General features: G+C 68.5%; 26 protein-coding genes. 15 read left to right on the top strand and 11 right to left on the bottom strand.

The window, feature by feature from the left end:
* Positions 1–54 precede the first annotated feature (54 nt).
* Positions 55–372 carry an SCP2 sterol-binding domain-containing protein gene (locus tag V5F59_RS12815; RefSeq protein ID WP_393977947.1) on the top strand — a complete coding sequence of 106 codons (318 nt, stop codon included), beginning with the start codon at positions 55–57 and terminating at the stop codon, positions 370–372.
* A gap of 177 nt (positions 373–549) precedes the next feature.
* Here V5F59_RS12815 and V5F59_RS12820 read toward each other — a convergent pair whose 3' ends face one another.
* Positions 550–2,613 (bottom strand): acyltransferase family protein, encoded by a 2,064-nt coding sequence (locus V5F59_RS12820; RefSeq protein WP_393977949.1) that lies wholly within the window; start codon positions 2,611–2,613, stop codon positions 550–552.
* 246 nt (positions 2,614–2,859) lie between these two features.
* Here V5F59_RS12820 and ugpB point away from each other — a divergent pair, with 246 nt between their 5' ends.
* The 8 genes from ugpB to V5F59_RS12860 all read left to right on the top strand — a co-directional run bounded on the left by ugpB (position 2,860) and on the right by V5F59_RS12860 (position 11,234).
* Entirely contained in the window at positions 2,860–4,230 is a 1,371-nt protein-coding gene (ugpB, locus tag V5F59_RS12825) for a sn-glycerol-3-phosphate ABC transporter substrate-binding protein UgpB (RefSeq protein ID WP_393977951.1), read from the top strand.
* Positions 4,231–4,298: 68 nt separating this feature from the next.
* Positions 4,299–4,730, top strand: coding sequence for a hypothetical protein (locus V5F59_RS12830; protein WP_393977953.1), 432 nt, complete (start codon positions 4,299–4,301; stop codon positions 4,728–4,730).
* 10 nt (positions 4,731–4,740) lie between these two features.
* On the top strand, positions 4,741–5,625 hold the full coding sequence (gene ugpA, locus V5F59_RS12835) for a sn-glycerol-3-phosphate ABC transporter permease UgpA (RefSeq protein ID WP_393977955.1): 885 nt from the start codon (positions 4,741–4,743) through the stop codon (positions 5,623–5,625).
* Positions 5,625–6,476 (top strand): sn-glycerol-3-phosphate ABC transporter permease UgpE, encoded by an 852-nt coding sequence (gene ugpE, locus V5F59_RS12840; RefSeq protein ID WP_393977957.1) that lies wholly within the window; start codon positions 5,625–5,627, stop codon positions 6,474–6,476. The genes ugpA and ugpE overlap by 1 nt, the downstream gene beginning before the upstream one ends.
* 452 nt (positions 6,477–6,928) lie before the next feature.
* A complete protein-coding gene (proS, locus tag V5F59_RS12845; protein ID WP_393977959.1) occupies positions 6,929–8,251 on the top strand; it encodes a proline--tRNA ligase in 1,323 nt (440 codons plus the stop codon).
* Positions 8,248–9,570: a lipoprotein-releasing ABC transporter permease subunit gene (locus tag V5F59_RS12850; RefSeq protein WP_393977961.1), complete on the top strand. Its 1,323-nt coding sequence runs from the start codon at positions 8,248–8,250 to the stop codon at positions 9,568–9,570. Before proS ends, V5F59_RS12850 begins: the two co-directional genes overlap by 4 nt.
* Positions 9,570–10,325 (top strand): ABC transporter ATP-binding protein, encoded by a 756-nt coding sequence (locus tag V5F59_RS12855; protein ID WP_445329485.1) that lies wholly within the window; start codon positions 9,570–9,572, stop codon positions 10,323–10,325. Before V5F59_RS12850 ends, V5F59_RS12855 begins: the two co-directional genes overlap by 1 nt.
* 105 nt (positions 10,326–10,430) lie before the next feature.
* The gene (locus V5F59_RS12860; RefSeq protein WP_393977963.1) at positions 10,431–11,234 is read left to right on the top strand and encodes a YdcF family protein; all 804 of its coding nucleotides are present in this window, start codon (positions 10,431–10,433) and stop codon (positions 11,232–11,234) included.
* A 28-nt stretch (positions 11,235–11,262) separates the two neighbouring features.
* On the opposite strand, the gene V5F59_RS12865 is transcribed toward V5F59_RS12860, so the two are convergent.
* Positions 11,263–11,562 (bottom strand): DUF3253 domain-containing protein, encoded by a 300-nt coding sequence (locus tag V5F59_RS12865; protein ID WP_393977965.1) that lies wholly within the window; start codon positions 11,560–11,562, stop codon positions 11,263–11,265.
* 218 nt (positions 11,563–11,780) lie between these two features.
* Here V5F59_RS12865 and V5F59_RS12870 point away from each other — a divergent pair, with 218 nt between their 5' ends.
* From V5F59_RS12870 to V5F59_RS12885, 4 genes are all read left to right on the top strand, one after another.
* Complete coding sequence (locus V5F59_RS12870) at positions 11,781–11,918, top strand: hypothetical protein (protein WP_393977967.1); 138 nt, start codon at positions 11,781–11,783, stop codon at positions 11,916–11,918.
* A 364-nt stretch (positions 11,919–12,282) separates the two neighbouring features.
* A complete protein-coding gene (locus tag V5F59_RS12875; RefSeq protein WP_393977969.1) occupies positions 12,283–13,308 on the top strand; it encodes a hypothetical protein in 1,026 nt (341 codons plus the stop codon).
* Between the two features lie 29 nt (positions 13,309–13,337).
* On the top strand, positions 13,338–13,772 hold the full coding sequence (locus V5F59_RS12880; RefSeq protein ID WP_393977971.1) for a DUF1489 family protein: 435 nt from the start codon (positions 13,338–13,340) through the stop codon (positions 13,770–13,772).
* A 235-nt stretch (positions 13,773–14,007) separates the two neighbouring features.
* A complete protein-coding gene (locus V5F59_RS12885) occupies positions 14,008–15,150 on the top strand; it encodes a hypothetical protein (RefSeq protein ID WP_393977973.1) in 1,143 nt (380 codons plus the stop codon).
* A gap of 181 nt (positions 15,151–15,331) precedes the next feature.
* Here V5F59_RS12885 and V5F59_RS12890 read toward each other — a convergent pair whose 3' ends face one another.
* Complete coding sequence (locus V5F59_RS12890; RefSeq protein WP_393977975.1) at positions 15,332–15,946, bottom strand: helix-turn-helix domain-containing protein; 615 nt, start codon at positions 15,944–15,946, stop codon at positions 15,332–15,334.
* Positions 15,947–16,235: 289 nt separating this feature from the next.
* Positions 16,236–17,048, bottom strand: coding sequence for a bifunctional hydroxymethylpyrimidine kinase/phosphomethylpyrimidine kinase (thiD, locus tag V5F59_RS12895; protein WP_393977977.1), 813 nt, complete (start codon positions 17,046–17,048; stop codon positions 16,236–16,238).
* A 241-nt stretch (positions 17,049–17,289) separates the two neighbouring features.
* Between thiD and V5F59_RS12900 the strand changes: the two genes are divergently transcribed.
* The gene (locus V5F59_RS12900; RefSeq protein WP_393977979.1) at positions 17,290–17,526 is read left to right on the top strand and encodes an Lrp/AsnC ligand binding domain-containing protein; all 237 of its coding nucleotides are present in this window, start codon (positions 17,290–17,292) and stop codon (positions 17,524–17,526) included.
* A 101-nt stretch (positions 17,527–17,627) separates the two neighbouring features.
* Here V5F59_RS12900 and V5F59_RS12905 read toward each other — a convergent pair whose 3' ends face one another.
* The 7 genes from V5F59_RS12905 to V5F59_RS12935 all read right to left on the bottom strand — a co-directional run bounded on the left by V5F59_RS12905 (position 17,628) and on the right by V5F59_RS12935 (position 24,981).
* Positions 17,628–18,068: a VOC family protein gene (locus V5F59_RS12905; protein ID WP_393977981.1), complete on the bottom strand. Its 441-nt coding sequence runs from the start codon at positions 18,066–18,068 to the stop codon at positions 17,628–17,630.
* 7 nt (positions 18,069–18,075) lie between these two features.
* Entirely contained in the window at positions 18,076–18,450 is a 375-nt protein-coding gene (locus tag V5F59_RS12910; RefSeq protein WP_393977983.1) for an SUF system Fe-S cluster assembly protein, read from the bottom strand.
* On the bottom strand, positions 18,447–19,703 hold the full coding sequence (locus V5F59_RS12915; protein WP_393977985.1) for a cysteine desulfurase: 1,257 nt from the start codon (positions 19,701–19,703) through the stop codon (positions 18,447–18,449). Before V5F59_RS12915 ends, V5F59_RS12910 begins: the two co-directional genes overlap by 4 nt.
* A gap of 198 nt (positions 19,704–19,901) precedes the next feature.
* Complete coding sequence (gene sufD / locus V5F59_RS12920; protein ID WP_393977987.1) at positions 19,902–21,233, bottom strand: Fe-S cluster assembly protein SufD; 1,332 nt, start codon at positions 21,231–21,233, stop codon at positions 19,902–19,904.
* 10 nt (positions 21,234–21,243) lie between these two features.
* Positions 21,244–22,005: a Fe-S cluster assembly ATPase SufC gene (gene sufC / locus V5F59_RS12925; RefSeq protein ID WP_393977989.1), complete on the bottom strand. Its 762-nt coding sequence runs from the start codon at positions 22,003–22,005 to the stop codon at positions 21,244–21,246.
* Between the two features lie 103 nt (positions 22,006–22,108).
* On the bottom strand, positions 22,109–23,581 hold the full coding sequence (sufB, locus tag V5F59_RS12930; protein ID WP_393977991.1) for a Fe-S cluster assembly protein SufB: 1,473 nt from the start codon (positions 23,579–23,581) through the stop codon (positions 22,109–22,111).
* Between the two features lie 149 nt (positions 23,582–23,730).
* Positions 23,731–24,981: a cysteine desulfurase family protein gene (locus V5F59_RS12935; RefSeq protein ID WP_393977993.1), complete on the bottom strand. Its 1,251-nt coding sequence runs from the start codon at positions 24,979–24,981 to the stop codon at positions 23,731–23,733.
* 324 nt (positions 24,982–25,305) lie between these two features.
* Between V5F59_RS12935 and V5F59_RS12940 the strand changes: the two genes are divergently transcribed.
* Positions 25,306–25,968, top strand: a complete 663-nt coding sequence (locus V5F59_RS12940; RefSeq protein ID WP_393977995.1) for an alpha/beta hydrolase — start codon at positions 25,306–25,308, stop codon at positions 25,966–25,968.

Genomic DNA, 25,968 nt, shown 5'->3' on the forward strand with positions numbered 1-25,968 from the left:
CCTCCCACCGCCCCGCCCCCGGGGCGGCTCTTTTACGAAAAAAGGCGATTTCTGATGGCTGATGTGTCTTCCCTCGTCGAGGCCATGCGCGAGCGGGCGGATACGCTCAAGGAGCTGGGCTACAAGGTGCGCTTCGACCTCACCGACACGGGCGAGGCCATCCTGCTCGACGCCACCGGCGCCGCGGCGGAGGTGAGCGGGGCGGCCGGCGAGGACGAGGCCGACGCGGTGCTCAAGCTCTCCACCGATACGCTGGACAAGCTGATCACCGGCCGCATCGGCCCCATGCTGGCCTTCTCCACCGGGCGGCTGAAGATCTCCGGCTCGCAGGGCGTCGCCCTCAAGCTCGCCGGCCTGCTCGACCAGGCCTGAGGCCATGGGCAGGGGTCGCCGGCCGATGCCGGGCGGGGCACCGCACGCCCCGGCGCCGCACGGGCCATTGGCCTGAGGCGCCGGCCCCTCCCCCGAAACGCGAAAGGCCGGGCATGCGCCCGGCCTTTTTTGCGCGTGCTTCCCAGGCTGCCTGCCTGCTGCTCAGGGCTTACCTGCTCAGGGCTTGGCGGAGGCGCTGCCCGAGCTGCCGGCCGCGAGCGCCGAGGCGATGGCCTGCCGCAGCAGGTCGCTGCGCGCCGCATGGCGTGCGCCGGTGGCGGAGAGGTGGTCGGTATCCACGTAATAGAAGCGCAGCCCCACGCCCGCGGTGCAGCTGTCGTCCCGGCAGAACACGTCCGCCATGGGCACGGCCGCAACACCGGAATGGCGCAGCGCGGCCGCCGCAAGCACCTCGTTGCCCGGCCCCACCACCTTCAGCGCCGCCTTGCGCGTCTGGTCGTAGCAGGCGGCGGAATCGCCCTTCCTGTAGAATTCCGCGGTCGCCACGCAGCGCACCGGCGCCGGCTGGTATTCCGGCGACTGGCCGATGAGCACCACCTGCGGGCCCAGCGCCCGCAGCTCGGCGACGGTGCGCTCCACCATGTGGGCGAACACGCGGTTGCTGTTGTCCCTGCTGCGCTCCTCGCCGCCCGGCAGCTCGTCGGTGACGAGGGTGAAGGCCGAGCTGGCGCGGGCGGTCCACAGCGCCCAGCGTCCCACCAGCACCACCACCTTGGGCTTCACGCGCTTGATCTCGTCCAGCACCGCGGCGTTGAAGGCGGCGCACACGCCGGGGGTGAACTGGTCGCGCCGCGCGAGGCCGCCGATGAGCGGCGGGCAGCCGGCCATGGATTGCAGGCGCGCGGTCTGGCCGAGCGCCGCCGCCTCCTCGGCGATGCCGATGAAGGTGGCGCCGGCGTGCGAGTCGCCCCACACCAGCACGTCGTAGGTGCCCTTGTCCGCGCCCGGCCCCAGCGCGCAGCGCGAGATGGGCTTCATTTCCGCGGGCGTCCAGAACTTGGCGTTGTTGTTGCAGTCGCGCTGGAAGCGGCTCTTGTCGTCGGCCGCCGCCTCCGCCGCCGCGCCCAGCGGCGAGATGGAGAAGAAGCCCTGCCCCACCATCTGCAGGTCGAAGGCCACCACCAGCGTCACCACGATGGCGACCGCGCCCATGCCGATGCGCTTCAGCCGATTGCCGCCGAAGGTGTCGGCGCGGCGCAGCGGCGTCTCCACATATTTCAGCGACAGGGCCGACAGGATGACGGCCACGGCCACCACCACCCCTGATTCGATGTAGGTGGTGTGCCGGCCCTTCCACATGGCGGCGAGCACCAGCAGGGGCCAGTGCCAGAGGTAGAGCGAATAGGAGATGCGCCCCACATAGACCATGCCCTTCAGGCTGAGCACGCGCGAGACGATGCCGTCCGGCGCGAAGGCTCCCGCATAGATGATGGCGACCGCCCCCAGCACCGGCGGCACGGCGGCGAAGCCGGGGAAGGTGGATTCCTGGCTCAGCGCGAACACCGGCACGAGGATGCCGAGCGCACCCGCCACGGCGATGGCGTTGGCGACGCGCTGCGACACCCGGGGCCAGGCGAGGAGGGCAAGCAGCGCGCCCGCCAGGAGCTCCCACGCCCGGCTGGTGAGCAGGAAGAAGGCACCCGACGCATCCGTGCGCACGATGCTCTGGGAATAAGCGAGCGAGAAGAGCGCGATGGCCCCCAGCGCGCCGACCGCCACCCGCCTCCCGCGCTCCCGGCCGCCGATGCGCATCAGCGCGAACAGGAGCAGCGGGAAGATGATGTAGAACTGCTCCTCCACCGCCAGCGACCACAGGTGCAGCAGCGGCGTCTCGTCCGCCTTGGGGCCGAAATAGTTGAGCAGCTGCTCGAAATGGATGTTGGCGTAGAACAGGGCCGAGGGCGGCAGCGTGCCCACATAGGCCATCATCTGGCGCGGCATCAGCATCAGCGCGCAGAGCGCCGTCGTCACCGCCAGCACCGTGAACAGCGCCGGGAAGATGCGGCGGATTCGCCGGTCGTAGAAATCCACCAGCGAATAGGTGTCCGCCACCATCTCGCGATACAGGATGGAGGTGATCAGGAAGCCGGAGATCACGAAGAAGACGTCGACACCGATGAAGCCGCCGTCGAACGGCGGAATCCTCGCGTGAAACAGGACGACGCTTCCGACGGCGATGGCCCTCAGGCCATCGATGTCGGACCGGTAGGTCAGACTCATTCCCTATCCCTTGATCCGCGCTCGAAGGATCGCCGCGCGCAGTCTCGCCGGCGTCGGGTTTAGCCATTTAATGCCGGCACGGCAATTCTCGCCGCCCCCGGAGGCATCCCTCCACCCGGCGGCGCGGCGCGCCGGGGCGGGCGGGCCCGTCATCGGGGCGCAACGCAAGCGTCATGGTTTCGTTGCGCAACGCTTCCATGCACCATGCATCCCAATGCGGAGATCAACCGCACTCTGGAGGAAGACATGGCCTGGCATCTTTCGGCCGCGCAGCTTGCGGCCTCGACCCCCAAGGCGTCCCTCTCCCGGCGCGGCGCGCTCGCCGCCCTTTCGCTGGCGGCGCTGGCGTCCTTCGCGCAGCCGGCCGCGGCGGCGACCGAGATCCAGTGGTGGCACGCCATGAGCGGGCCGCTGGGCGAGAAGCTGGAGAAGCTCGCCGGCGACTTCAACGCCACCCAGGGCGAATACCGGATCGTGCCCGTCTTCAAGGGCACCTATCCCGAGACCATGACGGGCGCCATCGCCGCCTTCCGGGCGAAGCAGCACCCGGCCATCGTGCAGGTGTTCGAGGTGGGCACGGCCACCATGATGGCCGCCAAGGGCGCGGTCTACCCCACCTACAAGCTCATGAAGGACGCGGGCGAGCCGTTCGACCCCTCCGCCTACCTGCCGGCGGTGACGGGCTATTACACCGACACGGCCGGCAACATGCTGTCCTTCCCGTTCAATTCCTCGACGCCGATCCTCTATGTGAACAAGGACCTGTTCCGCAAAGCCGGCCTCGATCCCGACAGCCCGCCGAAGACCTGGCCCGACATGGCCGAGGCGGCGAAGAAGCTCCAGGCGGCCGGCGTGCCCTGCGGCTTCACCACCCAGTGGCCCTCCTGGGTGAACCTCGAGAACCTCTCCGCCTGGCACAACGTGGCCATCGGCACCAGGGAGAACGGCCTCGGCGGCTTCGACGCCGCGCTCACCATCGACAATCCGCTCACCGCGAAGCACTGGGCGGCCCTCGCCGAGTGGCAGAAGACGAAGATCTACGACTACGGCGGCCGGCAGGCGAAGGCGGACCCGAAGTTCTTCTCCGGCGAATGCGCCATGAGCATCGGCTCCTCGGCGGCGCGGGCGGGCATCCTCGCCAATGCCAAGTTCGACCTCGGCTACGGCATGATGCCCTATTGGCCCGAGGTGAAGGGCGCGCCGCAGAACGCCATCATCGGCGGCGCCACCCTGTGGGTGCTCACCGGCCGGCCGGCGGCGGAATATGCCGGCGTGGCGAAGTTCTTCACCTACCTCTCCCGGCCCGAGGTGCAGGCCTGGTGGCACCAGAACACGGGCTACCTGCCCATCACCAAGGCCGCCTACGAGCTCTCCAGGGCGCAGGGCTTCTATGAGAAGAACCCGGGCACGGACGTCTCCATCCGCCAGATGACGCTGAACCCGCCCACCCCCAATTCCAAGGGCCTGCGCTTCGGCAATTTCGTGCAGGTGCGCGACGTGATCGAGGAGGAGCTGGAGGCGACGCTGGCCGGCCAGAAGACGCCCGAGGCGGCCCTTTCCGCCGCCCAGACGCGCGGCAACGCGCTGCTGCGGGCGTTCGAGAAGGCCAATCCCTGAGCAGGATGGTACGGATCGCGCGCAGGCAGGCACCTGCGCGCGATCCGCGCCGTGAAGGGAAACGAGGCATGACGCGCCATCCGCCGCAGGACAGAGCCGGCATTGGACCTCTCGGGTCCCGGACCGCAGCGCTCAGCCTTTCATTCCTTGTCGGCGCGTGCACGGACGAGCCGCTCAAAACCGTGTATTTTTGCGAAGACAGGTCAGATTACAAAATATACAGAACAGCCACGCTTCATAATGGCTTTCCAGCATTCAACTCTTTCATATCGGAATCCATTATGATCGATCATAAAGAAAATACATTTAGAATACTTGAAATAAACGACACGCCCGATGGGGATATTTCCATAACTTGCAAGGACGACAACATCGACATCGAGCTGGATGCGGGCCTCGAAGAACGCATGATCAAGCGCCTGGCCGCTCCCGAAGACATCAAGATCGCCATCTCCATCAAAAGGCCCCCGGCTTCCCCCTCCTTCTTCTTCCGACCCTGACGCGTGCCCCATGCAGGCCAAGCGCGTCACCTTCCCCGGCAAGATCACGCCCTACCTGCTGCTGCTGCCGCAGGTGGCGGTGACGCTCGTCTTCTTCGTCTGGCCGGCGGGGGAGGCGATCGTCTCCTCCTTCTACGCGCAGGATGCCTTCGGCCTCAGCGAGACCTTCGTGGGGCTCGCCAATTTCGCCGCCCTGCTGCGCGATCCCGCCTACCTTGAGGCCGTGGGCGTCTCCTTCCTCTTCGCCTTCTGCGTCACGGCGCTCGCCATGGGGCTCGGGCTCCTGTTCGCCGCGGCGGCGGACGCGGTGGGCAAGGCCTCGGGCGTGTACCAGGTGCTGCTGGTCTGGCCCTATGCGGTGGCGCCGGCGGTGGCGGGCATCCTGTGGCTGTTCATGTTCGATCCCTCGGTGGGGATCATCGCCCGCACGCTCAAGGGCGCCGGCCTCTCCTGGAACCATTTCCTCGACGGCGGCCAGGCGCTGACGCTGGTCATCCTCGCCGCGGCCTGGAAGCAGGTGAGCTACAATTTCCTGTTTTTCTACGCCGGGCTGCGCGCCATTCCGCTCGGGGCCATGGAGGCGGCCGCCCTCGACGGGGCGGGGCCGTGGCAGCGCTTCCGCTTCATCGTCTTCCCGCTGCTGGCGCCCACCACCTTCTTCCTGCTGGTGGTGAACCTCACCTATGCCTTCTTCGACACCTTCGGCATCATCCACGCCACCACCGGCGGCGGGCCGGGGCGGGCCACCACCATCCTCGTGTACAAGGTGTTCCGCGACGGCTTCGAGGGGCTGGACCTCGGCGGCTCCTCAGCCCAGTCGGTGCTGCTGCTGCTCATCGTCATCGCCCTGACGGCGGTGCAGTTCCGCCACATCGAACGGAAGGTGACCTATTGATGGCCGGCGCCTCCCGCCTCTCGCTCCTGCTCGCCCATCTGGTGCTGATCCTCGGCGTGGCGGTGATGGTGCTGCCGGTCTACGTGGCCTTCGTCGCCTCCACCCATCCGGGGGCGGACTTCCTCGGCGGGCGCATCGGCCTCGTGCCGGGGCCGGACCTCGTGGAAAACTACCGCCTCGCGCTCACCACCGGCGCCTCCACCGCCGGCATCCCGCCGGTGGCGCCCATGCTGTGGAACTCCTTCGTGGTGGCGCTGCTGATCGCGGTGGGGAAGATCGCCATCTCCATCCTCTCCGCCTTCGCCATCTGCTACTTCCGCTTCCCGCTCAGGGTGGCGGCCTTCTGGCTCATCTTCATCACGCTGATGCTGCCGGTGGAGGTGCGCATCCTGCCCACCTTCCAGGTGGCGGCGCGGCTCGACCTGCTGAATTCCTACGCCGGCCTCGCCGTGCCGCTCATCGCCAGCGCCACGGCCACCTTCCTGTTCCGGCAGGTGTTCATGACCATCCCCGACGAGCTCACCGAGGCCGCGCTGGTGGACGGGGCCGGGCCCCTCACCTTCTTCTGGTCGATCCTGCTGCCGCTCTCGCGCACCAACATCGCGGCGCTGTTCGTGATCCTGTTCCTCTATGGCTGGAACCAGTACCTGTGGCCGCTGCTGGTGACGACCGACACGCGCTACTACACCGTGGTGATGGGCATCCGCCGCCTCGTGGGCGCGGCGGCGGAGGCGGACCCGGTGTGGCACCTGGTCATGGCCACCGCCATCCTCGCCATGCTGCCGCCGGTGCTGGTGATCGCGCTGATGCAGCGCCTGTTCGTGCGTGGGCTGACCGAGACGGAGAAGTAAGCCCCCGTCCGCTCGCCCGCGCCCACCCGCCAGAAAAGAAAAAGGCGAGGCCCGTTGGCCTCGCCTTGCTCATTCCACGGGTCCTGCATCGCCGGCGGATCTAAAGTCCGCTTTACCGCGACGCGGCCAATCCGTGATGCCGATTCCGTATGCGCCAGAAGGCGGCCTTCGGTCGGCTTCTTTTTTCCGAGTCCTCCCGAGACCTGGACCGCGTTCACCACCTGTGTTGGCGGGCGGTGACGATCCCCTTTCTTGTGCGCGGTCAAAATAGAACAAGAATCTGTCGTTTGTCATCCTTGCGCCGCAATATCCATTTCGCTGCAACGCACTATGGTCCTCCGGCACCGCGGGCACCGGGAGGCGCGGGTTTCGCCCGCACTTGTGTTTTTTCTCCCCTTCCGCTTTCACTCGCGCCGACCTCGTTTCCCTCGCTCCAGCCTTCGAGCCTCAAGATGCGCCTTTCCCGCTATTTCCTCCCCATCCTGCGTGAAGTGCCGAAGGAGGCGGAGATCGTCTCCCACCGCCTCATGCTGCGGGCCGGCATGATCCGGCAGGAATCGGCGGGCATCTATGCGTGGCTTCCGTTCGGGCACCGGGTGCTGAACAAGGTGTGCAACATCATCCGCGAGGAGCAGAACCGGGCCGGCGCCATCGAGCTCCTGATGCCCACCATCCAGTCGGCGGACCTGTGGCGCGAGAGCGGGCGGTACGACGATTATGGCAAGGAGATGCTGCGCATCAAGGACCGCCACGACCGGGACATGCTGTTCGGCCCCACCAACGAGGAGATGATCACCGAGATCGTCCGGGCCTATGTGAAGTCCTACAAGTCCCTGCCGCTGAACCTCTACCACATCCAGTGGAAGTTCCGGGACGAGGTGCGCCCGCGCTTTGGCGTCTACCGCTCGCGCGAGTTCCTCATGAAGGACGCCTATTCCTTCGATCTCGACGCGGCCGGCGCCCGCCATTCCTACAACAAGATGTTCGTCGCTTATCTGCGCACCTTCGCGAGAATGGGCCTGAGGGTGATTCCCATGGTGGCGGACACGGGTCCGATCGGCGGCAACCTTTCCCACGAGTTCATCATCCTCGCCTCCACCGGCGAGAGCGAGGTGTTCTGCCACGGCGACTATCTGGAGATGGCGCCCCCGCCGCCGGACGTGAACTTCGACGACGCGGCCGGCCTCCAGGCGGTGTTCGACCGCTGGACCGCGCTTTATGCCGCCACCTCCGAGAAGCACGACGAGGCCGCCTTCAACGCCATCCCCGAGGGCCGGCGCATGGCGGCGCGGGGCATCGAGGTGGGCCACATCTTCTATTTCGGCACCAAGTATTCCGAGCCCTTCGGCGCCAGGGTGCAGGGGCCGGACGGGGCCGAGCACACCCTTCACATGGGCTCCTACGGCATCGGCCCGTCCCGCCTCGTGGCGGCCATGATCGAGGCGTCCCACGACGAGGCGGGAATCATCTGGCCGGACGCGGTGGCGCCCTTCCAGGTGGGCATCCTGAACCTGAAGGCCGGCGACAGCGCCACTGAGGCGGCCTGCGGCGCCCTTTACGCGGAATTGACGGCTGCCGGCTACGACGTGCTCTACGATGACACGGAAGAGCGGGCGGGCGCGAAGTTCGCCACGGCCGACCTCATCGGCCTGCCGTGGCAGATCCTCGTCGGGCCGAAGAGCCTCGCCGAGGGCAAGGTGGAACTGAAGCGCCGCGTCGACGGCTCCCGCGAGCTGATCGCGCCCGGCGACATCCTGGAGAGGCTGAAGGCATGACGGTGACGGGGGCCGCGGCGACGAGGGGCGGAGCGGGGCGCAGGCCCGGAGGCGAGGAGCCGACGGGAACGCGTCCCTTCTCGCCATTCGAGTGGATGCTCTCGCTGCGCTACCTCCGGGCCCGGCGCAAGGAAGGCTTCATCTCGGTCATCGCCGGCTTCTCCTTCCTGGGCATCATGCTGGGGGTGGCCACCCTCATCATCGTCATGGCGGTGATGAACGGCTTCCGGCAGGAGCTGCTCGGCAAGATCCTCGGCCTCAACGGCCATGTGCTGGTGCAGCCGCTGGAATCCCCGCTCACCGACTATGCCGCGGTGGCGGAGCGCATTTCCAAGCTGAACGGCATCCGCCTCGCGGTGCCGCTGGTGGAGGGGCAGGCGCTCGCCTCCTCGCCCTTCGGCGCCTCGGGCGTGCTGGTGCGCGGCCTTGCGGAGAAGGACCTGCGGCAGCTGCCCTCCATCTCCCACAACATCCGCCAGGGCACGCTGGAGAATTTCGACCAGGGCCAGGGCATCGCCATCGGCAAGCGCCTCGCCGACCAGCTGTCGCTCCATGCCGGCGACAACATCACCCTCGTCGCCCCGCGCGGCGCGGTGACGCCCATGGGCACCTCGCCGCGCATCAAGGTCTACAAGATCGCCGCGGTGTTCGAGATCGGCATGTCGGAATACGACAGCGCCTTCGTCTTCATGCCGCTGCCCGAGGCGCAGGCCTATTTCAACCGCAATGGCGACGTGAACGCCATCGAGGTCTATCTCGCCAATCCGGACGACGTGGGCGAATTGCGCGCCGCCATCCAGAGCGCGGCCGAGCGGCCGGTCTATCTGGTGGACTGGCGGGTGCGCAACGCCACCTTCTTCAACGCGCTGCAGGTGGAGCGGAACGTGATGTTCCTCATCCTCACCCTGATCGTGCTGGTGGCGGCGCTGAACATCGTCTCCGGCCTCATCATGCTGGTGAAGGACAAGGGGCACGACATCGCCATCCTGCGCACCATGGGGGCCACCAAGGGCGCCATCATGCGGGTGTTCCTCATCACCGGCGCGTCCATCGGCGTGGTGGGCACCCTCTCGGGGCTGCTGCTGGGGGTCATCGTGTGCCTCAACATCGAGCACATCCGCCAGTTCATCTCCTGGCTCACCGCCACCGAGCTGTTCTCGCCGGAGCTCTATTATCTGAGCCGCCTGCCGGCGGAGATGAACTTCGGCGAGACCACCACCGTGGTCGTCATGGCGCTGGCGCTGTCGCTGCTCGCCACCCTCTATCCGTCCTGGCGGGCGGCCCGGCTCGATCCGGTGGAAGCCCTGAGATACGAGTGATGGACACGCCCACCAATCCCAAGGCTCCCCCCGACCGCCGCCCCGCCGGCCCCAAGCCGCCGCCGGGCACCCGCCCGCCGCTCGCCCTCGCGCTCACCGGCGTGGTGCGCCGCTACACGCAGGGGCAAGGCGCGCTGGAGATCCTGCGCGGGGTGGACCTCACCATCTCCCACGGCCAGTCGGTGGCGCTGGTGGCGCCGTCCGGCTCGGGCAAGTCCACTTTGCTGCACATCGCCGGCCTGCTGGAGCATTCGGACGCCGGCGAGGTGTTCATCGACGGCACCCCCACCGCCCGCCTGCCCGATGCGGAGCGCACGCGCATCCGCCGCATGTCCATCGGCTTCGTCTACCAGTTCCACCATCTCCTGGGCGAGTTCACCGCGCTGGAAAACGTCGCCATGCCGCAGATGATCCGCGGCCTCACCCGCAAGGAGGCGGAGGCGCGGGCGAAGGACCTGCTCTCCTACCTCGGCCTCGGCGCGCGCCTCACCCACCGGCCGGCGGAGCTGTCCGGTGGCGAGCAGCAGCGCGTGGCCATCGCCCGCGCGCTGGCCAATGCCCCGCGCCTGCTGCTGGCGGACGAGCCTACCGGCAACCTCGACCCGAAGACCTCCGACCATGTGTTCGGCGCCATGACCGAGCTGGTGCGGGCGACCGGCGTCGCGGCCCTCATCGCTACCCACAATCTGGAGCTCGCCTCCCGCATGGACCGCCGGGTGACCCTGCGCGAAGGCAAGGTGGTGGAACTCGCCTGAGGGCGCATCGCCCGCGGACCTCTTGCCGCGTCGGGGCCGCGCCTGCCTGTCATCGGGTCCGGGGCGGCGGCGCGGAGCCCCTGCGCCCGCCATCCGGAGCCAAGCATGGATTCCTTCTTCACCGCCTCGAAAGTGCTCTGGTTCCTTACCGCACCGTCCAATGCGCTGGTGCTGGCGGCAGGGCTCGGCATCGCGCTATGCGTCATCGGCCGGCGGCGGTTCGGCGGCGGCCTGATATTGCTCGCCGTCCTCGGCTGGGCGGTGTTCGGCTTCTCGCCGGCGGCGAACTACATCTTCTCGCCGCTGGAGGAGCGCTTTCCCCAGTTCGTGGACGACGGACGGCCGGTGACCGGCATCATCATCCTCGGCGGCGCGGAGGTGCCGGAGGTGGGCCTTGCCCGCAAGGTGCCCGCCTTCGCCGATGCCGCCGAGCGGGCCATCGCCCTCGGCGCGCTGGCGCGGAGGTATCCCGACGCCCGCCTCGCCTTCGTCGGCGGGTCCAGCGCCCTCTTCCCCGCCGGCCCGGCGCTGGAGGCGGAGATGATGCGCCTGACCCTGCCCGATCTCGGCATCGCACCGGGGCGGGTGGAATTCGAGGAGAAGTCCCGCAACACCGCGGAGAACGCCGCCTTCGCCAAGGCGCTGCTCAAGCCTGATCCGGGCCAGAAGTGGCTGCTGGTGACGAGCGCCTTCCACATGCCACGCGCGGTGGGCTGCTTCCGCAAGGCGGGCTTCGACGTGGTGCCCTATCCGGTGGATTATCGCACCATAGGGCCGCACGCCCTCAACGAGGGCTTTTCCCGTGCCGCCTCCGGCCTCGACCTCACCGACATCGGCGTGAAGGAATGGATCGGCCTCGTGGCCTATTACCTCTCGGGCAAGACGACGGCACTGTTCCCGGCCCCCTGATGCTCCGGCGCGGCTCGGGCGTCGTCCCTCAGGCGTCGCTCGGCGGGCCGAGGCGATAGACGCCGCGGAAATCGGACGGGTCCACCTGCTTGCCCTTGCGATAGATGATCAGCCGCCCTTCCAGCGCCAGCCGCACCGCCACCCGCCGGACGATCGGCAGGGCGCGCTGCCAGTCGGCCTCCGGCATCAGGGCCAGGGCCACGTCCATGGGGCTGATGCTCTTGCCGGGGGCGCAGGCGGCGGAGAGGGAGAGCAGCACCTGTTGCGCCCGCGCCTCGTCGGGCAGGCGCGCTTCGGCCTCGTGCTGCGGCTGCGGGCGGTCGGGCATGAGGGTCGCTTCCTTCGGGAATCACGCGGCTTTTCGCCTGCGCCGGAACTGCACTGGTAGAAAAAACACGCCGCCCCGGCAATCGGCAGGCGAAGAGCGGCCATGCCATTTGCGCATCTGCGAACAGCTTGCGACAGGGTTGAGAAAACCTTAATGCTGTGTGCGTTGCGGAACGCTTGCGCGTGACGCGGGGACACAAGCGAAGCTTCACTCACATCATGCACCTGACCCAAGGCTCGTTCGAGCGCCACTCCTGCTGGGGCGTGGCGCGCAAGGCTCTTGCCTTCTTCCTCGTTGCGGTGGCGCTCATCTATCTCTTCGGCGGGTTCGACCCGTCTGTGGTGCGCCCGGCGTAGAGCCGGATCCGCCTCTCTTCAAAACGCTGGCGGGCGGCTCACCGGCCGGATGGATGCAGAAACGCCGTCCATCCGGGGGGATCGCGCTCCGGATCGCGCTGTGCCCCCCGCCCGAGGGGCGGCACAAATGCTTTACCATGTACGGCATGGGCGCCGACGCCGCGTTGCCTTGGAGGCCGGCCGGGAGGATCATCCCCCGGCCGGATCCGACAGCGCGCGTCCGGCGTTGTCGGCATGCGCGAAGCCTCGCCCATGGATGCCCGCCCTTGCCGAGGGCAGGCCCGGCCGATGGCCGGTGCGATCCGCGCCGGCACTGGCGCGTGCGGGAACCGGAGTTGCGGTTGGTTCCGCGAAGGAGTGACACATGGAGTGGATCGCCCAAGCCCTGGGCATCGTGAACACGAACGTCCTCGTGCCCGGCTGGGTGGTGTTCGCCTCGCTCGTCCTCGGTGCGGTGTTCGTGTTCCTGCTGTTCGTGCGCTCCGAGCCGAACGAGAACCCGCTGACCATCCTCGTCCTCATCGGCATCCTGGTGGGCGGCCTCGCCATCGGCACGGGGCTGGTGCGCCAGCTCAATGCCTCTTCCGCCATCGCCGAGGCGAAGGCGCTGGAAGCGCGGGCCGCCGCCCTTGATGCGGCCGCGGCGCAGTCGCAGGCCCTCGGCTGCCTGGGAGCCGACCCGCAGCTTGCCAGCGTGTGCGAGGTGGTGCTGTTCGAGCGTCCCGACACGGTCGCCGCCGCCCGCGCCCTGGTGCGCGCCCGCATGGCCCTGGTGGAGGATGCGTTCGAGTTCGTCCGCCGCCGCGAGGCCACCTACCTCACCGAGCGCATCGCTGCCTGGCGCAAGCCCCTGGAGCAGGACAATCTCGGCCTCGTCGCCGCGGCGCTGGTGGATTATTCCGGCTGCACCCCGAGCTATTGCCCGCAGGCGGCGGTGGTGGGCGATCCCGCCCGCATCCTCGCCAACATGTCGGAAGGCCGGTACGCCGCGCTGGTGGCGAAATACACGCCCATCTGGGAACGCAACGCGCGCAACCGCGGCACCCTGACCCAGGCGGCGCCGCCCCCGCGCTCGGGGCCGTTCGGCTTCGCCGTGGCGCCGCACGACACCGCCACCACCCAGGGCCTCGGCAATACCGCCCAGCCGCAGGAGCGGCCCGTCAACCTGCCGGTGGAGGACACCGACGTGCAGGCCACCCAGCCTCCGCTCGGCCCGGCGCCTCTGCCTCCGTCCCGGCCCGCCCCGCCGCCGGTGCAGAGCCAGGCGGCTCCCCCCGCCGCGCCCCGTCCCGCCGCCGCCCGCCCGGCGGCGCCGCGCCCGCGTCCCCAGCCGGCCGCCCCGCAGGCCGAGCCCCAGGCGGAACCTGCCGCCGCGGACGACGGCCAATAGGCCGCCGCGCGGCCTAACCGCAGACCCACATGACCCTTCATCTCATCAAGCTCTGCGTCGGCGCCGCCTCCATCGCCGATCTCGAGGAATGGATCGCCGAGCGTGGCGCCGCCGCGCGCAAGGCCGGACGGCCGTTCGAGCAGATCCACGTCACCCGCATGGTCCCCACCCGTCGCGACGAGCTTCTGGACGGCGGCTCGCTCTACTGGGTCATCAAGGGCGAGGTGGCGGCGCGGCAGAAGCTTCTCGACCTGCGCACCTTCACCGACGGGGAGGGCATCCGCCGCTGCGGCCTCGTGCTGGATCCTACCGTCGTCCCGGTCGTGCCGCGCCCCTCGCGCCCGTTCCAGGGCTGGCGCTACCTGCCCGCCGCCGATGCGCCCAAGGACCTCGCCGGCGAGGAGAGCGCCACCGACCTCCCGGAGGACATGCGCCGCGAGCTGCGCGACCTCGGCCTGCTGTGAGCCCGCGGCGGGTCAGCGGACCCGCCCGGCACCGGCCGAAGGGCGGCGCCGGCGCCGCGCGGCGCACCTTCGTCCCCTGCCCCACCTGACGGCTTCCCCTCCCGTTCCGTCATCTCCCGTTCAGGTTGGCGGCATCATTGTGCGCCGCTGAACGGCCTGGATTCCGTTAGGGTATGCAGGCGGGCGGCGCGGGGCGCGCCGCCGTGTTCGGCTCAGGGCCCGAGGGAAGAGACACATGACCATACGCATCGTGCCGATGACGCTCGCCTGCGCGGCGGGCCTTCTGGCGGCGGGGACCGCCTTTGCCCAGCAGAGCCAGGCGCTGAAGGAGATCCCGTCCGACAAGGGGAAGCTCACCGGCAGCATGACGGTGGACTACAATTCGCGGTCGGCCCGCTCCACCAGCGGCACCGACCTCTACGAGATTTCCGATCTCGCCGTCGCCGACATGATGGTGCTGAAGGGCAACGTGCAGCGCACGCCGGGCAAGAGCCTCGTCTATTCGGTGAAGTTCGACGTGGTGAACCCGCAGAACCCCTCGCAGATCGCGCGCGAGGTGGCGATCCTGCGCGGCGACCTGCAGATCGACAACAACGGCCGCTACATTCCCGATGCCGGGCGCCTGCGCATCGACGTGGTGAAGGGCAACCAGACCACCTCCGCCTTTGGCGGCTCCATCCAGGGCCGCAACGTGACGCGCTGGTGGGAAGTAGGCGAGCAGTTCCGCAAGGCGCAGAAGGAAGCCACCAAGATCTATTCGCGGGTGGTGGACGGCAAGACCGTGTCCATCCAGGTGAAGAACCCGGACCCGCTGCGCTTCGAGCGCACGCAGCTCGCCGCCGGGCCGTTCTCCTTCCTGCCGGAGACCCGGGTTTCCGGCAACCTCGACTATGATTACGAGCTCGGCAACTGGCTCACCGACGCCAACGGCGTGAGCTTCTCCTATGCGGTGGCCGACCGCTCCTTCACGGATCGCGTGTCCGGCTCCATCCGCTTCGTGGAGGAGAACGGCAACTTCACCGACAAGGCGGGCAAGAAGAAGCCCTATACGGGCTATTATGAATACAACCTGCGCTGGAACGAGCAGCCGGCGAATACCGACCAGTCCTTCTTCGATGCCGGCGCCGCGCAGGCGCAGTCGGATGCCTTCTTCTCCAGCGCCGACCAGTCGAAGCCCGGCCTTTACGGCCGCGTCTACTACAACGACAGCGAGGACGCCTGCAAACGGGTGAAGGGCGACGACGGCAAGGACAAGTGCGTGGGCCCCACCCGCTCGGAGGTCACCTGGGACCTGAAGGCGGAGAAGCTCACCTACGCCCAGCTCGCCAACTGGGTGAAGCTGGAGATGCTGATCCTCGGCCCGCTGACGGACGAGTGAGGCGCGGCGGGGCGGAGGCCCTGCGCTGCGCAGGCGCCCCTCCCCCCGTCATGCCCCGGCCGGCCCGGAAGTCGGCGGTTGCCGACTTCCCCCCATCGCGGCCGCAAAGGGGCCCCCCGGGCAAGCCGGAGGGATGACATCGGATCAGCGCCGAGGGAGGGCGGCGCGCCGCCCCCTGCCCTCACTCCAGCACGGCCGCCTTCAGCAGGCAGACCATGACGGCATGGGCGGTGGTACCGGTGCGGTTGCGGATGACATGGCGGCGGTCGCAGCGATAGCGCACCGTCTCGCCTTCCTTCACGGTCTCGATCACCCCGCCTACCTCCACCTCGAAGGTGCCGGAGATGACCGTGAGGCATTCCACCGAGCCGCGCTGGTGCCCGTCCGAATCCAGCTCGCCGCCGGGCTCCGCGCGCACGTCGTAATATTGCAGCCACTCCACCGTCTTGATCCAGCCGATGATGGACAGGCGCACCAGCCCGTCCTCGGAGAGCAGGATCGGCGTGTCCGCCCGCGTCAGCTTCTCCACGAAGGGGGCGTCGTCCGAGGAGGCGAGCACCCGCTCCACCGACATGTCCAGCGCCTGGGAGAGGCGCCACACGGTGGCCAGGGTGGGGTTGGTCTCGTTGCGCTCGATCTGGCTGATGATCGATTTCGCGACGCCGGACTGCTCGGCGAGGTCCGAGAGCGACAGGTTGTAGGCCTTGCGCAACCGCTGGATGGTTTTGCCGAGCTGCCCCGTGATGGCCTGCGCCCCGGTCTCCATATGCGTCCCGCCACGGTCCTTGACTGCCATGCCCAGCGATCCTTTCACCGAACGAACGTTCGCTGTGACGGACGATACTGGGCAATGGACGCCGAGGGAAGCAGCTTTCGCCGGAGCGCACCCCAACCCTGCGGCCCCGCACGCGGCTCCATGGGACCCTGCGGGTCGCCCCCTCCCTTAATGGCATCGAGCCGGATCAGCCCGCATCGCAGGCTGACGGGCGCATTCGTGCCCGATCCGGGAGTTGGAAGGCGTTTCACCGATCCGGTCGCCTCCGATCGGATCGCGCAACCACACGGCGCGAACGCCGGCGGTGCCCTCAGGCCCGCCACAAGGCGTGGAAATGATGCACCGGCCCGTGGCCCTGGCCTACGTCCAGCGCGTCGGCGGCAGCGATGGCGCCGGTGATATAGGCCTTGGCCTGCTCCACCGCCGGCACGAGGCCGAGGCCGCCGGCGAGCCCCGCGGCAATGGCGGAGGACAGGGTGCAGCCCGTGCCGTGGGTGTTGCGGGTGGCATGGCGCGGGGCGGCGAGGCGCGTGACGCCCGCGGGCGTCACCAGCAGGTCCACACTGTCGGCTCCGGTGCCGTGGCCGCCCTTCATCAGCACCGCCCTGGCGCCCAGCGCCAGCAGCGCCTCGCCCTGGGCCTGCATCTGCGCCTCGTCCTCGGCCATGGGGACGTCGAGCAGGGCGGCGGCCTCGGGCAGGTTGGGGGTCACGAGGTCGGCGGCGGGGAAAAGGATGGCCTTGAGATCGCTCAGGGAATCATCGCTCAGCAGCCGCGCGCCGGAGGCCGCCACCATCACCGGGTCCAGCACCACGGGGCGGGCGCCGTGGCGGGCGAGGCCCTGTGCCACCGCGCGGATGGCGCCGGGGCGCGAGAGCATGCCGATCTTCACCGCATCCACCTTCAGGTCGGAAAAGACGGCGTCCATCTGCGCCGCGATGAAGGCGTCCGGCACGTCGTGGATGGCGGAAACGCCCAGGGTGTTCTGGGCGGTGAGGGCGGTGATGACGCTGGCCCCATAGGCGCCCAGGGCCGAGAACGCCTTCAGGTCCGCCTGGATGCCGGCGCCGCCGCTCGAATCGGATCCGGCGATGGTGAGGGCGATCGGGACCTTGCGGCTCATGGGCTTTGCGTTTCCTCGCGGTGGGTCGGGCCGGGCATCATGGCGACGGCCCCGGTCCTTGACCGGCGCCGAGAGGGTGTCGCCCAAGCGCCGCGCGGGCCGATGCCCCGTGGCCCGACGGGCCGAACCCGCTGCTCCCGGATATAGCGGTTCGTCCCACCCTTGCCAGCCCCTCGCGTTTTGTCCACCTTGGCGACGCCCGCGCGCCGGGCCTGTTCGCACCGCTTCAGCGGAGAGTGCCGTGGTTCCCTTCTTCGTCCAGATCAAGTGCCAGCTCGGAAAGTCCTACGAGGTGGCGGACGCCCTCGCCGATGCGGAGATCGCATCCGAAATCTATTCCACGGCCGGCGAGTTCGACCTCCTGGTGAAGTTCTATGTGGAGGACGGCACGGACATCGGCCATTTCGTGAACCAGAAGGTGCAGATCATCCCCGGCATCCAGGACACCCGGACCATCATCACCTTCAAGGCGTTCTGAAAGCCTGTCTGGACATGACCGGCCGGGGATCGTGCGACGCGCGAGTGTCGCAGCCGGGCCGTCATGGCCGCGCTCTGGCGCGCGATCGGATCGGCGTGCGCTCAGTAGTTCGCCCAGAGCCCCGGGCTGGCGAGTTCCGCCAGGTTGCCGTCGGGATCACGGAAATAGAGGCTGATGGAGCCTTTTGGCCAATGCACCTCGCCCTCGATGGCGACGCCGCGCGCCTGAAGGTGCGCGCGCCACGGCTCGATGTCGGCGGCGGCCACGGCGAAGGCGAAGTGCAGGCGCCCGGTCCCGTCATGGGGCGGGATGGCGCCGCCGAAGGGCAAGGTGATGGGCTCGTCGCCGGTGCCGCGCAGGAACAGCAGCAGCACCGTATCGGCAACCGGATAGGCGATGAAGCGCGCGTCGCGCAGCATGGGCGAAAGGCCCATCACCCCCTCGTAGAAGGCGGCGGCGCGGTCAAGATCGTCCACATAGAGCCCCGTCTCCACCACCCGGCCGAGACGCGGCGGGGTCGCGGGAGAAAGGGCCGGGGCCATCATCCCCTCACCACAGGTTGAGGGTGGCGCGGGCCTCCTCGGACATGCGGCCCTGGTCCCACGGCGGATCGAAGGTGATGTCCACCTTCACGCCGGAGATGCCCGGGACGGAGGACACCGCCCCCTCCACCATGCCCGGCAGCTCGGCGGCGGCGGGGCAGTTGGGGGTGGTCAGCGTCATCTCCACCGCCACGCTGCGGTCGTCGGCGATGTCCACCTTGTAGATGAGGCCCAGCTCGTAGATGTCCACCGGGATCTCGGGATCGTAGACGGTCTTCAGCGCGGTCACGATGCCGTCGGTCAGGCGGTTCAGCTCCGCCTCGGGAATGGCGGACTTGATCTGCGGCACGTGGGCCGTCTCGGCGGCATTCGTATCGGTCATGCGAACAAATCCTGCGCCTTGACGAGGGCGTCCACGAGACGGTCCACGTCGGCGCGCGTGTTATAAAGGGCAAAGGATGCGCGGCACGTCGCCGTCGTTCCATATCGGGCCAAAAGCGGCTGCGCGCAATGGGTTCCCGCCCGCACCGCAACACCGTAGCGGTCGATGATGGTGGCCACGTCGTGCGGATGGGCCCCCTTCATCTCGAAGGAAATGATCCCCCCCTTGCCCGGCGCGGTGCCGATGATGCGCAGGGAATTGAGCGCTCCCAGGCGTTCGTGGGCATAGACCGAAAGCTCGTGCTCGTGCGCGGCGATGCGCTCGCGGCCGATAGACTGGACATATTCTATGGCAGCGCCCAAGCCGATCGCCTGAACAATTGGAGGAGTTCCAGCTTCAAATCTGTGGGGGGGCACGCCGTAGGTGACATAATCTTCCGTCACCTCGCGGATCATCTCGCCACCGCCCTCGTAGGGCGGCATCTCCTCCAGCAGGGCCTTCCTGCCATAGAGCACGCCGATGCCGGTGGGCGCATAGAGCTTGTGGCCGGTGATGGCGTAGAAATCCACGTCGAGGTCGCGCACGTCCACCGGCATGTGCACGATGGCCTGGCAGCCGTCCACCACCACCTTGGCGCCCACCGCGTGGGCCGCCGCCGCGATCTCCTTGATGGGCGTCACCGTGCCCAGCACGTTGGACATCTGGGTGATGGCGACGATCTTCGTGCGCTCGGAGAGGAGCGCCTTGAACGCCTCGAAGTCGAAGGCCCCCTCCTCCGTCACCGGCGCCCATTTGATCACCGCGCCCTTGCGCTCGCGCAGGAAGTTCCAGGGCACGATGTTGGAGTGGTGCTCCATGATGGACAGGATGATCTCGTCCCCCGCCCCGATGGACTGGCCGAGGGAGGAGGCCACCGTATTGATGGAGCCCGTGCCCGAGCGGGTGAAGATGATCTCGTCCACGCTCTCGGCATTGAGGAAGCCGCGCACGGCCTCGCGCGCATGCTCGAACGCATCGGTGGCGGCATTGGCGAGGAAGTGCAGGCCGCGGTGAACGTTGGAATATTCCCGCTCATAGGCGGTGACCATGCGCTGGATCACCTGCCGCGGCTTCTGCGCCGATGCGGCATTGTCGAGATAGGTGAGCGGATGGCCGTTCACCTCCAGCGCGAGGGCCGGAAAATCCGCGCGCACCTTCTCCACGTCGAAGGTGCCGTTGGTGACGGCGGGGTGGACGGCGGAAGCGGTGCTCATCGGCAATGGGTCCTCTTGAAATCGCTCGCTCGAAGCCCTTTCCCGCCGCGTGCGGGGAAGGTGTGGGAGGGAGCGGTCCCCGGTCGGGCTCCGCACGATCCCGTCTGTCGCCGCCGTCATGCCCGGACGCGTCCCGGGCATGACCAAGCGCGCCCTCACCTGCTCGGTCGGGCCGGCACAGGCCCTCGGCAACAGGCCCTATGCCGCGCGCTTCTCCAGCCATGCCACCATGCGCGCGATCAGGAGCTCGCGCAGGGCCTCGTCCTCCACATGCTCCACCGCCTCGCCCACGAAGGCCTGGATGAGCAGGAGCTCGGCCTCCTTCTGCGGCAGGCCGCGCGAGCGCAGGTAGAACAGCATCTTGTCGTCGAGCGCGCCGGCGGTGGCGCCGTGGCCGCACTGCACGTCGTCGGCGAAGATCTCCAGCTCCGGCTTGTTGTCCATCTCCGCATCGTCGGAGAGGAGCAGAGACTGACTCATCATGCGCCCGTCCGTCTTCTGGGCATCGCGCCGCACCACGATCTTGCCCTGGAACACGCCGTGCGCCTTGTCGGCGAGGACGGTCTTGAACAGCTCCCGGCTCTCACAGCCCGCCACCGCATGGTCGATGAACAACGTGGTGTCCGCGTGCTGGCGATCCTTCAGCAGGGTCGCGCCGCGGATGCCGGCGGTGGCGCCGGTGCCGTCGAAGCGGCCGTGCACCGTGTAGCGCGAGAGACCCGCGCCCTGGGCAAGCAAGAACAGGTTCAGCTTCGCCGTGCGGCCCAGCTCCACCATGAGCGTGCCGAGATGGGTCGCCGCCGCCCCCTCCTCCTGGATGCGCACGAGGTTCACCGTGGCGCCGTCGCCCACCGCCAGCTCCACCGCGTGGTTGGCCAGATAGGCGACGCCCTCGCGACCACCGAAGCTCTCGATGAGCGTCACCTCGGCCCCCGCCTCCACCGCCACCACGGTACGGGTGAAGCCGGCATAGGCCGCGCCAGCGGGGAAGGCATGGGCGAGGTGCACCGGGCTCGCGGCCCTGGTGCCGGCGGCGACGGTGAGCACCACGCCCTCGCCCAGGAAACCGGTGTTGAGCGCCAGCGCGCCGTCATAGCGGTCCGGAGCCAGCGCGCCGATGCGATCGGCGCGCGGGTCGTTGGCGGCGATGGCGGCCTCCAGCGTCAGCGCCGAGACCCCCGCCGGCAGGGCGGCTAGGTCCGAGGCGCCGCCGGCGAAGGTGCCGCTGACGAACAGGAGGCGCGGCACGCCCTCCATCTTCAGCGCCGTGACGCCGGCTTCCGCCACCTCGGCGGCGGTGGGCGCGGGCGCGCGCGGCGGCACGCTCCGCAAGGCGGCGCGCAGGTCCGTATACTTCCACTCCTCCACCCGCCGGTGCGGCAGGCCGTGGAGACGGAAGGCATCGAGGGCGTCGCGGGACAGCTCGCCGACGCGGCCGGGGGACACGCCGGCGGCGAGGTGCCCGGCAAGGGCCGTGGCAAGGGCTTCTTCGGCCGCGGTGCGGGCCGGCGGTGTGAGAGGGGCGTTCATGGCCACGCCCTCACGCCGCGTCCTGGCCGGCATCGGCGCCATAGGCGGCATAGCCGGATTCCTCCAGCTCCAGCGCCAGCTCGGGGCCGCCGGTGCGCACGATGCGGCCCTTGTGCATCACATGCACCACGTCCGGCACGATATGGTCGAGCAGGCGCTGGTAATGGGTGATGACCAGCATGGAGCGGTTGGGGCTGCGCAGGGCGTTCACCCCCTGGGACACCACCTTCAGCGCGTCGATGTCGAGGCCGGAATCGGTCTCGTCGAGGATGCAGAGCTTCGGTTCCAGCAGGGCCATCTGCAGGATCTCGTTGCGCTTCTTCTCGCCGCCGGAGAAGCCCACGTTGACGCCGCGCCGGAGCATGTCCTGGGAGATGCCGAGGCTCGGGGCCTTCTGGCGCACCAGCTTCAGGAAGTCGGGGGTGGAGATTTCCTCCTCGCCGCGGGTCTTGCGCTGGGCGTTCATGGCCGCGCGCAAGAAGGTCATGTTGGCGACGCCGGGGATCTCGATGGGATACTGGAAGGCGAGGAACAGCCCCGCCGCCGCTCGCGCTTCCGGGTCCAGCCCCAGGATGTCCTGGCCGTCGAAGGTCACGGAGCCGTCCGTCACCTCATAATCCGGCTTGCCGGAGAGGACATAGGACAGCGTGGACTTGCCGGAGCCGTTCGGCCCCATGATGGCGTGCACCTCGCCGTCGGGAATGGTGAGGTCGAGGCCCTTGAGGATCTCGTTGTCGCCGATGCGGGCGTGCAGGTTCTTGATCTCGAGCATGGTTCTCAATCCTTGAACATCGGTCCGCGCGCGGCGCCGGCCGGAAACCGCCGGGGCGCTGCGGAAAAGGGGGCCCCGGCGCCGCGCGCCGGGGAGAGCGGGATCAGCCCACCGAGCCTTCCAGGCTCACGGCGATCAGCTTCTGCGCCTCCACGGCGAACTCCATGGGCAGTTGCTGGAGCACGTCCCTGACGAACCCGTTGACGATGAGCGCCACCGCCTCCTCGGGCCCGAGGCCGCGCTGCAGGCAGTAAAACAGCTGGTCCTCGGAGATCTTGGAGGTGGTCGCCTCGTGCTCGAACTGGGCCGAGGCGTTCCTGGCCTCCATGTAGGGCACGGTGTGCGCGCCGCACTGGTTGCCGATGAGGAGCGAGTCGCAATTGGTGAAGTTGCGCGCGCCCGTCGCCTTCCTGTGGGCCGAGACCAGCCCGCGGTAGGTGTTCTCCGACTTGCCCGCGGCAATGCCCTTGGAGATGATCCGGCTCGACGTGTTCTTGCCGAGGTGGATCATCTTGGTTCCCGAGTCCACCTGCTGGTGGCCGTTGGAGATGGCGATGGAATAGAACTCGCCCTGCGAGTTGTCGCCGCGCAGGATGCAGCTCGGATACTTCCAGGTGATGGCCGAGCCGGTCTCCACCTGGGTCCACGAGATCTTGGAATTGTCGCCCCGGCAGTCGCCGCGCTTGGTGACGAAATTGTAGATGCCGCCCCGGCCCTCGGCATCGCCGGGATACCAGTTCTGGACGGTGGAATACTTGATCTGCGCATCCTTCAGCGCCACCAGCTCCACCACCGCGGCGTGCAGCTGGTTCTCGTCGCGCTGGGGCGCGGTGCAGCCTTCGAGGTAGCTCACATAGGCCCCCTCGTCGGCGATGATGAGGGTGCGCTCGAACTGCCCCGTGTTCCGCTCGTTGATGCGGAAATAGGTGGAGAGCTCCATGGGGCAGCGCACGCCCTTGGGGATGTAGACGAAGGAGCCGTCGGAGAACACCGCCGAGTTCAGGGTGGCGTAGAAATTGTCCGTCACCGGCACCACGGAGCCGAGATAGGTCCTCACCAGCTCGGGATGCTCGCGGATGGCTTCGGAGATGGGCATGAAGATCACGCCCGCCTTGGCCAGCTCCTCCTTGAAGGTGGTGGCCACCGACACCGAGTCGAACACCGCGTCCACCGCCACTTTCGTGCCGCCGGAATTCTCGATGCCGAGCAGCGCGTCGCGCTCGCGCAGGGGGATGCCGAGCTTCTCGTAGGTCTTCAGGATTTCCGGATCGATCTCGTCGATGGACTTGGGCGCGGCCTTGGGAGCCGAGTAATAATAATAGGCCTGGAAATCGATCTTCGGGTAGCTCACCCGGGCCCAGGTGGGCTCCTCCATGGTGAGCCAGCGCCGATAGGCATCGAGCCGCCATTCGAGCATCCATGCGGGCTCGTTCTTCCTGGCGGAGATATAGCGGATCGTCTCCTCGGAAAGGCCCTTGGGGGCCTTCTCGCTCTCGATATCGGTGACGAAACCGTACTTGTACTGGTCCACGTCGAGCGCGCGGACGCGTTCGACGGTTTCCTGAACCGCAGGCATCTTCTCTTCTCCTCTCCCGCGCGGGGTCAAGGCCCGCGGGTCAAGTTCCCCGAAGCGTGCGCCGACGGGCTCGCAAGCCGATCGGGTGACGCACGCTCCGTCTTGTCCTCCAACGCCACCCGTGACGGGCGGCCTTCAATTCCACGTTCCTATGCCGCGCGTGCTGCGCGGCTTCTCAGCTGCGGCACGACCTTTTGCAAGGCGACGACAGCCTCCTCCACATCCTGTGCCGTGCTGCACCAGCCGAAGGAAAGCCTGATGGCCCCTGCCGCGCGGTCTTCCGGCAGGCCCATGGCAGCCAGCACATGGGAGGCGCCGACCTTGCCCGACGAGCAGGCGGAACCGGCGCTTACACTTATGTGGGCAAGGTCGAGCGCAATCACCAGTGTCTCGGCCCGAAGCCCGGGAAAGGTCATAACGCTCGTGTTCGGCAACCGCGAGGCACCGGGCGCGATCACCTGCGCCCCCTCCACCGTCGCGACGACCTGCCGCTCCAGAAGATCGCGTAATGCGGCCAGCCGCGCCGCCTCTCCCTCCAGCGCCGCCCGCACCGCCGCGGCCGCCGCGCCGAAGCCGGCGATGGCCGGGCCGTTCTCCGTGCCGGCGCGGCGATTGCGCTCCTGCCCGCCGCCGGCGATCAGCGGCCGGACGCGATGGTCCGGCCCCGCCGCCACGAGCGCCCCGGCCCCGGGGGGGCCGCCGAGCTTGTGGGCGGACACGGCAAGGAAATCGACGCCCAGCGCCGTCATGTCCAGCGGCATGCGCCCGGCCGCCTGCACCGCGTCACAGAATACGATCCCGTCCGCCCCATGGACCAGTTGCGCCGCTTCGGCCACCGGCTGGACCACGCCGGTCTCGTTGTTCGCGACCATGAGCGCCAGCATCGCACGCCGGCCGGCGGCGGCATGGCGGGCCAGAGCGCCTTCCAGGGCGGAAAGATCCAGCCGCCCGTCGCCATCCACCGGCAGAACCTCGACCGCATCGGCGGCGAAGCGGTGGCCGCGCAGCACGGCGGGGTGCTCCACCGCGCTCACGAGAAGAATATCGCAAGGCTTCGCCCGGCCGTCGATCTCGGCCGCCGGATGCAGCGCGAGCGCCGCCGCCTCAGTGGCGCCGGAGGTGAAGACCACCCCACGCGGCGCAGCGCCCACGAGCCGCGCCACCTCCGCCCGGGCCGCCTCCATCCGCGCCCGCGCGGCGCGCCCCTCCGCATGGACCGAGGAGGCGTTGCCGCCGGCATCGAGGGCGTCGAGCAAGGCTGCGCGCGCCTCAGGGCGCAGGGGGCTCGTGGCATTGTGATCGAGATAGCACCGGCGCACGGGTGCCCGCGCCGGGGACAAGCCTGTCCGCCCGGCGCCCACGCCCGAATCCCGCGACCCCGAGGTGCCGCCCGCGCTCATCTCCGCCTCCCGGCTCCATCACGCGCAACGCGCCCGGAACCCCGCGCCAGACTTGCAATTGCCGGCAATCTCGGTCATAGGTCAAACTTCACCCGTTCTCGCAATGCAGCGCCTTTCGGTTTGCGCAGCCGGCGGGAACAGATTAGAATTATTCTAAATAAATAGGTCGTTCTCGTCCGTAAGTCAAGCATTCCCGCTTCGGCGTCAAGTCGTTACGGTGGTGCAGGCGGATCCTTCATCGGGGAACCCAGGTTCGCAGCCGGGCTTTTCCGGGGCTCCGCGTCCTCCAGAGCGCGATTGCCACCCAGAGGTTGCAAAACTTCCATGCCAGAAGTGATCTTCCCCGGCGAAAAGGGACGGCTCGAAGGCCGCTACCAGCCCGCCAAGACCCGCAATGCGCCCATCGCCATCATTCTTCATCCGCATCCGCAGTTCGGCGGCACGATGAACAATCCGGTGGTGTACAACCTCTATTATCAGTTCGTGAACCGCGGCTTCTCCGTGCTCCGCTTCAATTTCCGGGGCGTGGGCCGTTCGCAGGGCTCGTTCGACCACGGCACGGGCGAGCTGTCCGACGCCGCCGCCGCGCTCGACTGGGCCCAGTCCGTGAACCCGGACGCGCGCGCCTGCTGGATCGCCGGCTTCTCCTTCGGCGCCTGGATCGGCATGCAGCTTCTGATGCGCCGCCCGGAGGTGGAGGGCTTCATCTCCATCGCCGCGCCGGCGAACCTCTACGACTTCTCCTTCCTCGCCCCCTGCCCGTCCTCGGGCCTGTTCGTCCATGGCGACAAGGACGCGGTGGTCCCCACCTCCGCGGTCCAGACGCTGGTGGAGAAGCTGAAGACGCAGAAGGGCATCGTCATCGAGCAGCAGGTGGTGCCCGGCGCCAACCACTTCTTCGACGGCAAGACCGAGGAGCTGATGGGCGTGGTCGGGACCTATCTCGACAAGCGCCTGCCCGGCACCCGCAAGGACAGCGCGGCCTGA

This window comes from Xanthobacter nonsaccharivorans (genome assembly GCF_043194755.2).
Classification (GTDB): Bacteria; Pseudomonadota; Alphaproteobacteria; order Rhizobiales; family Xanthobacteraceae; genus Xanthobacter; species Xanthobacter autotrophicus_G.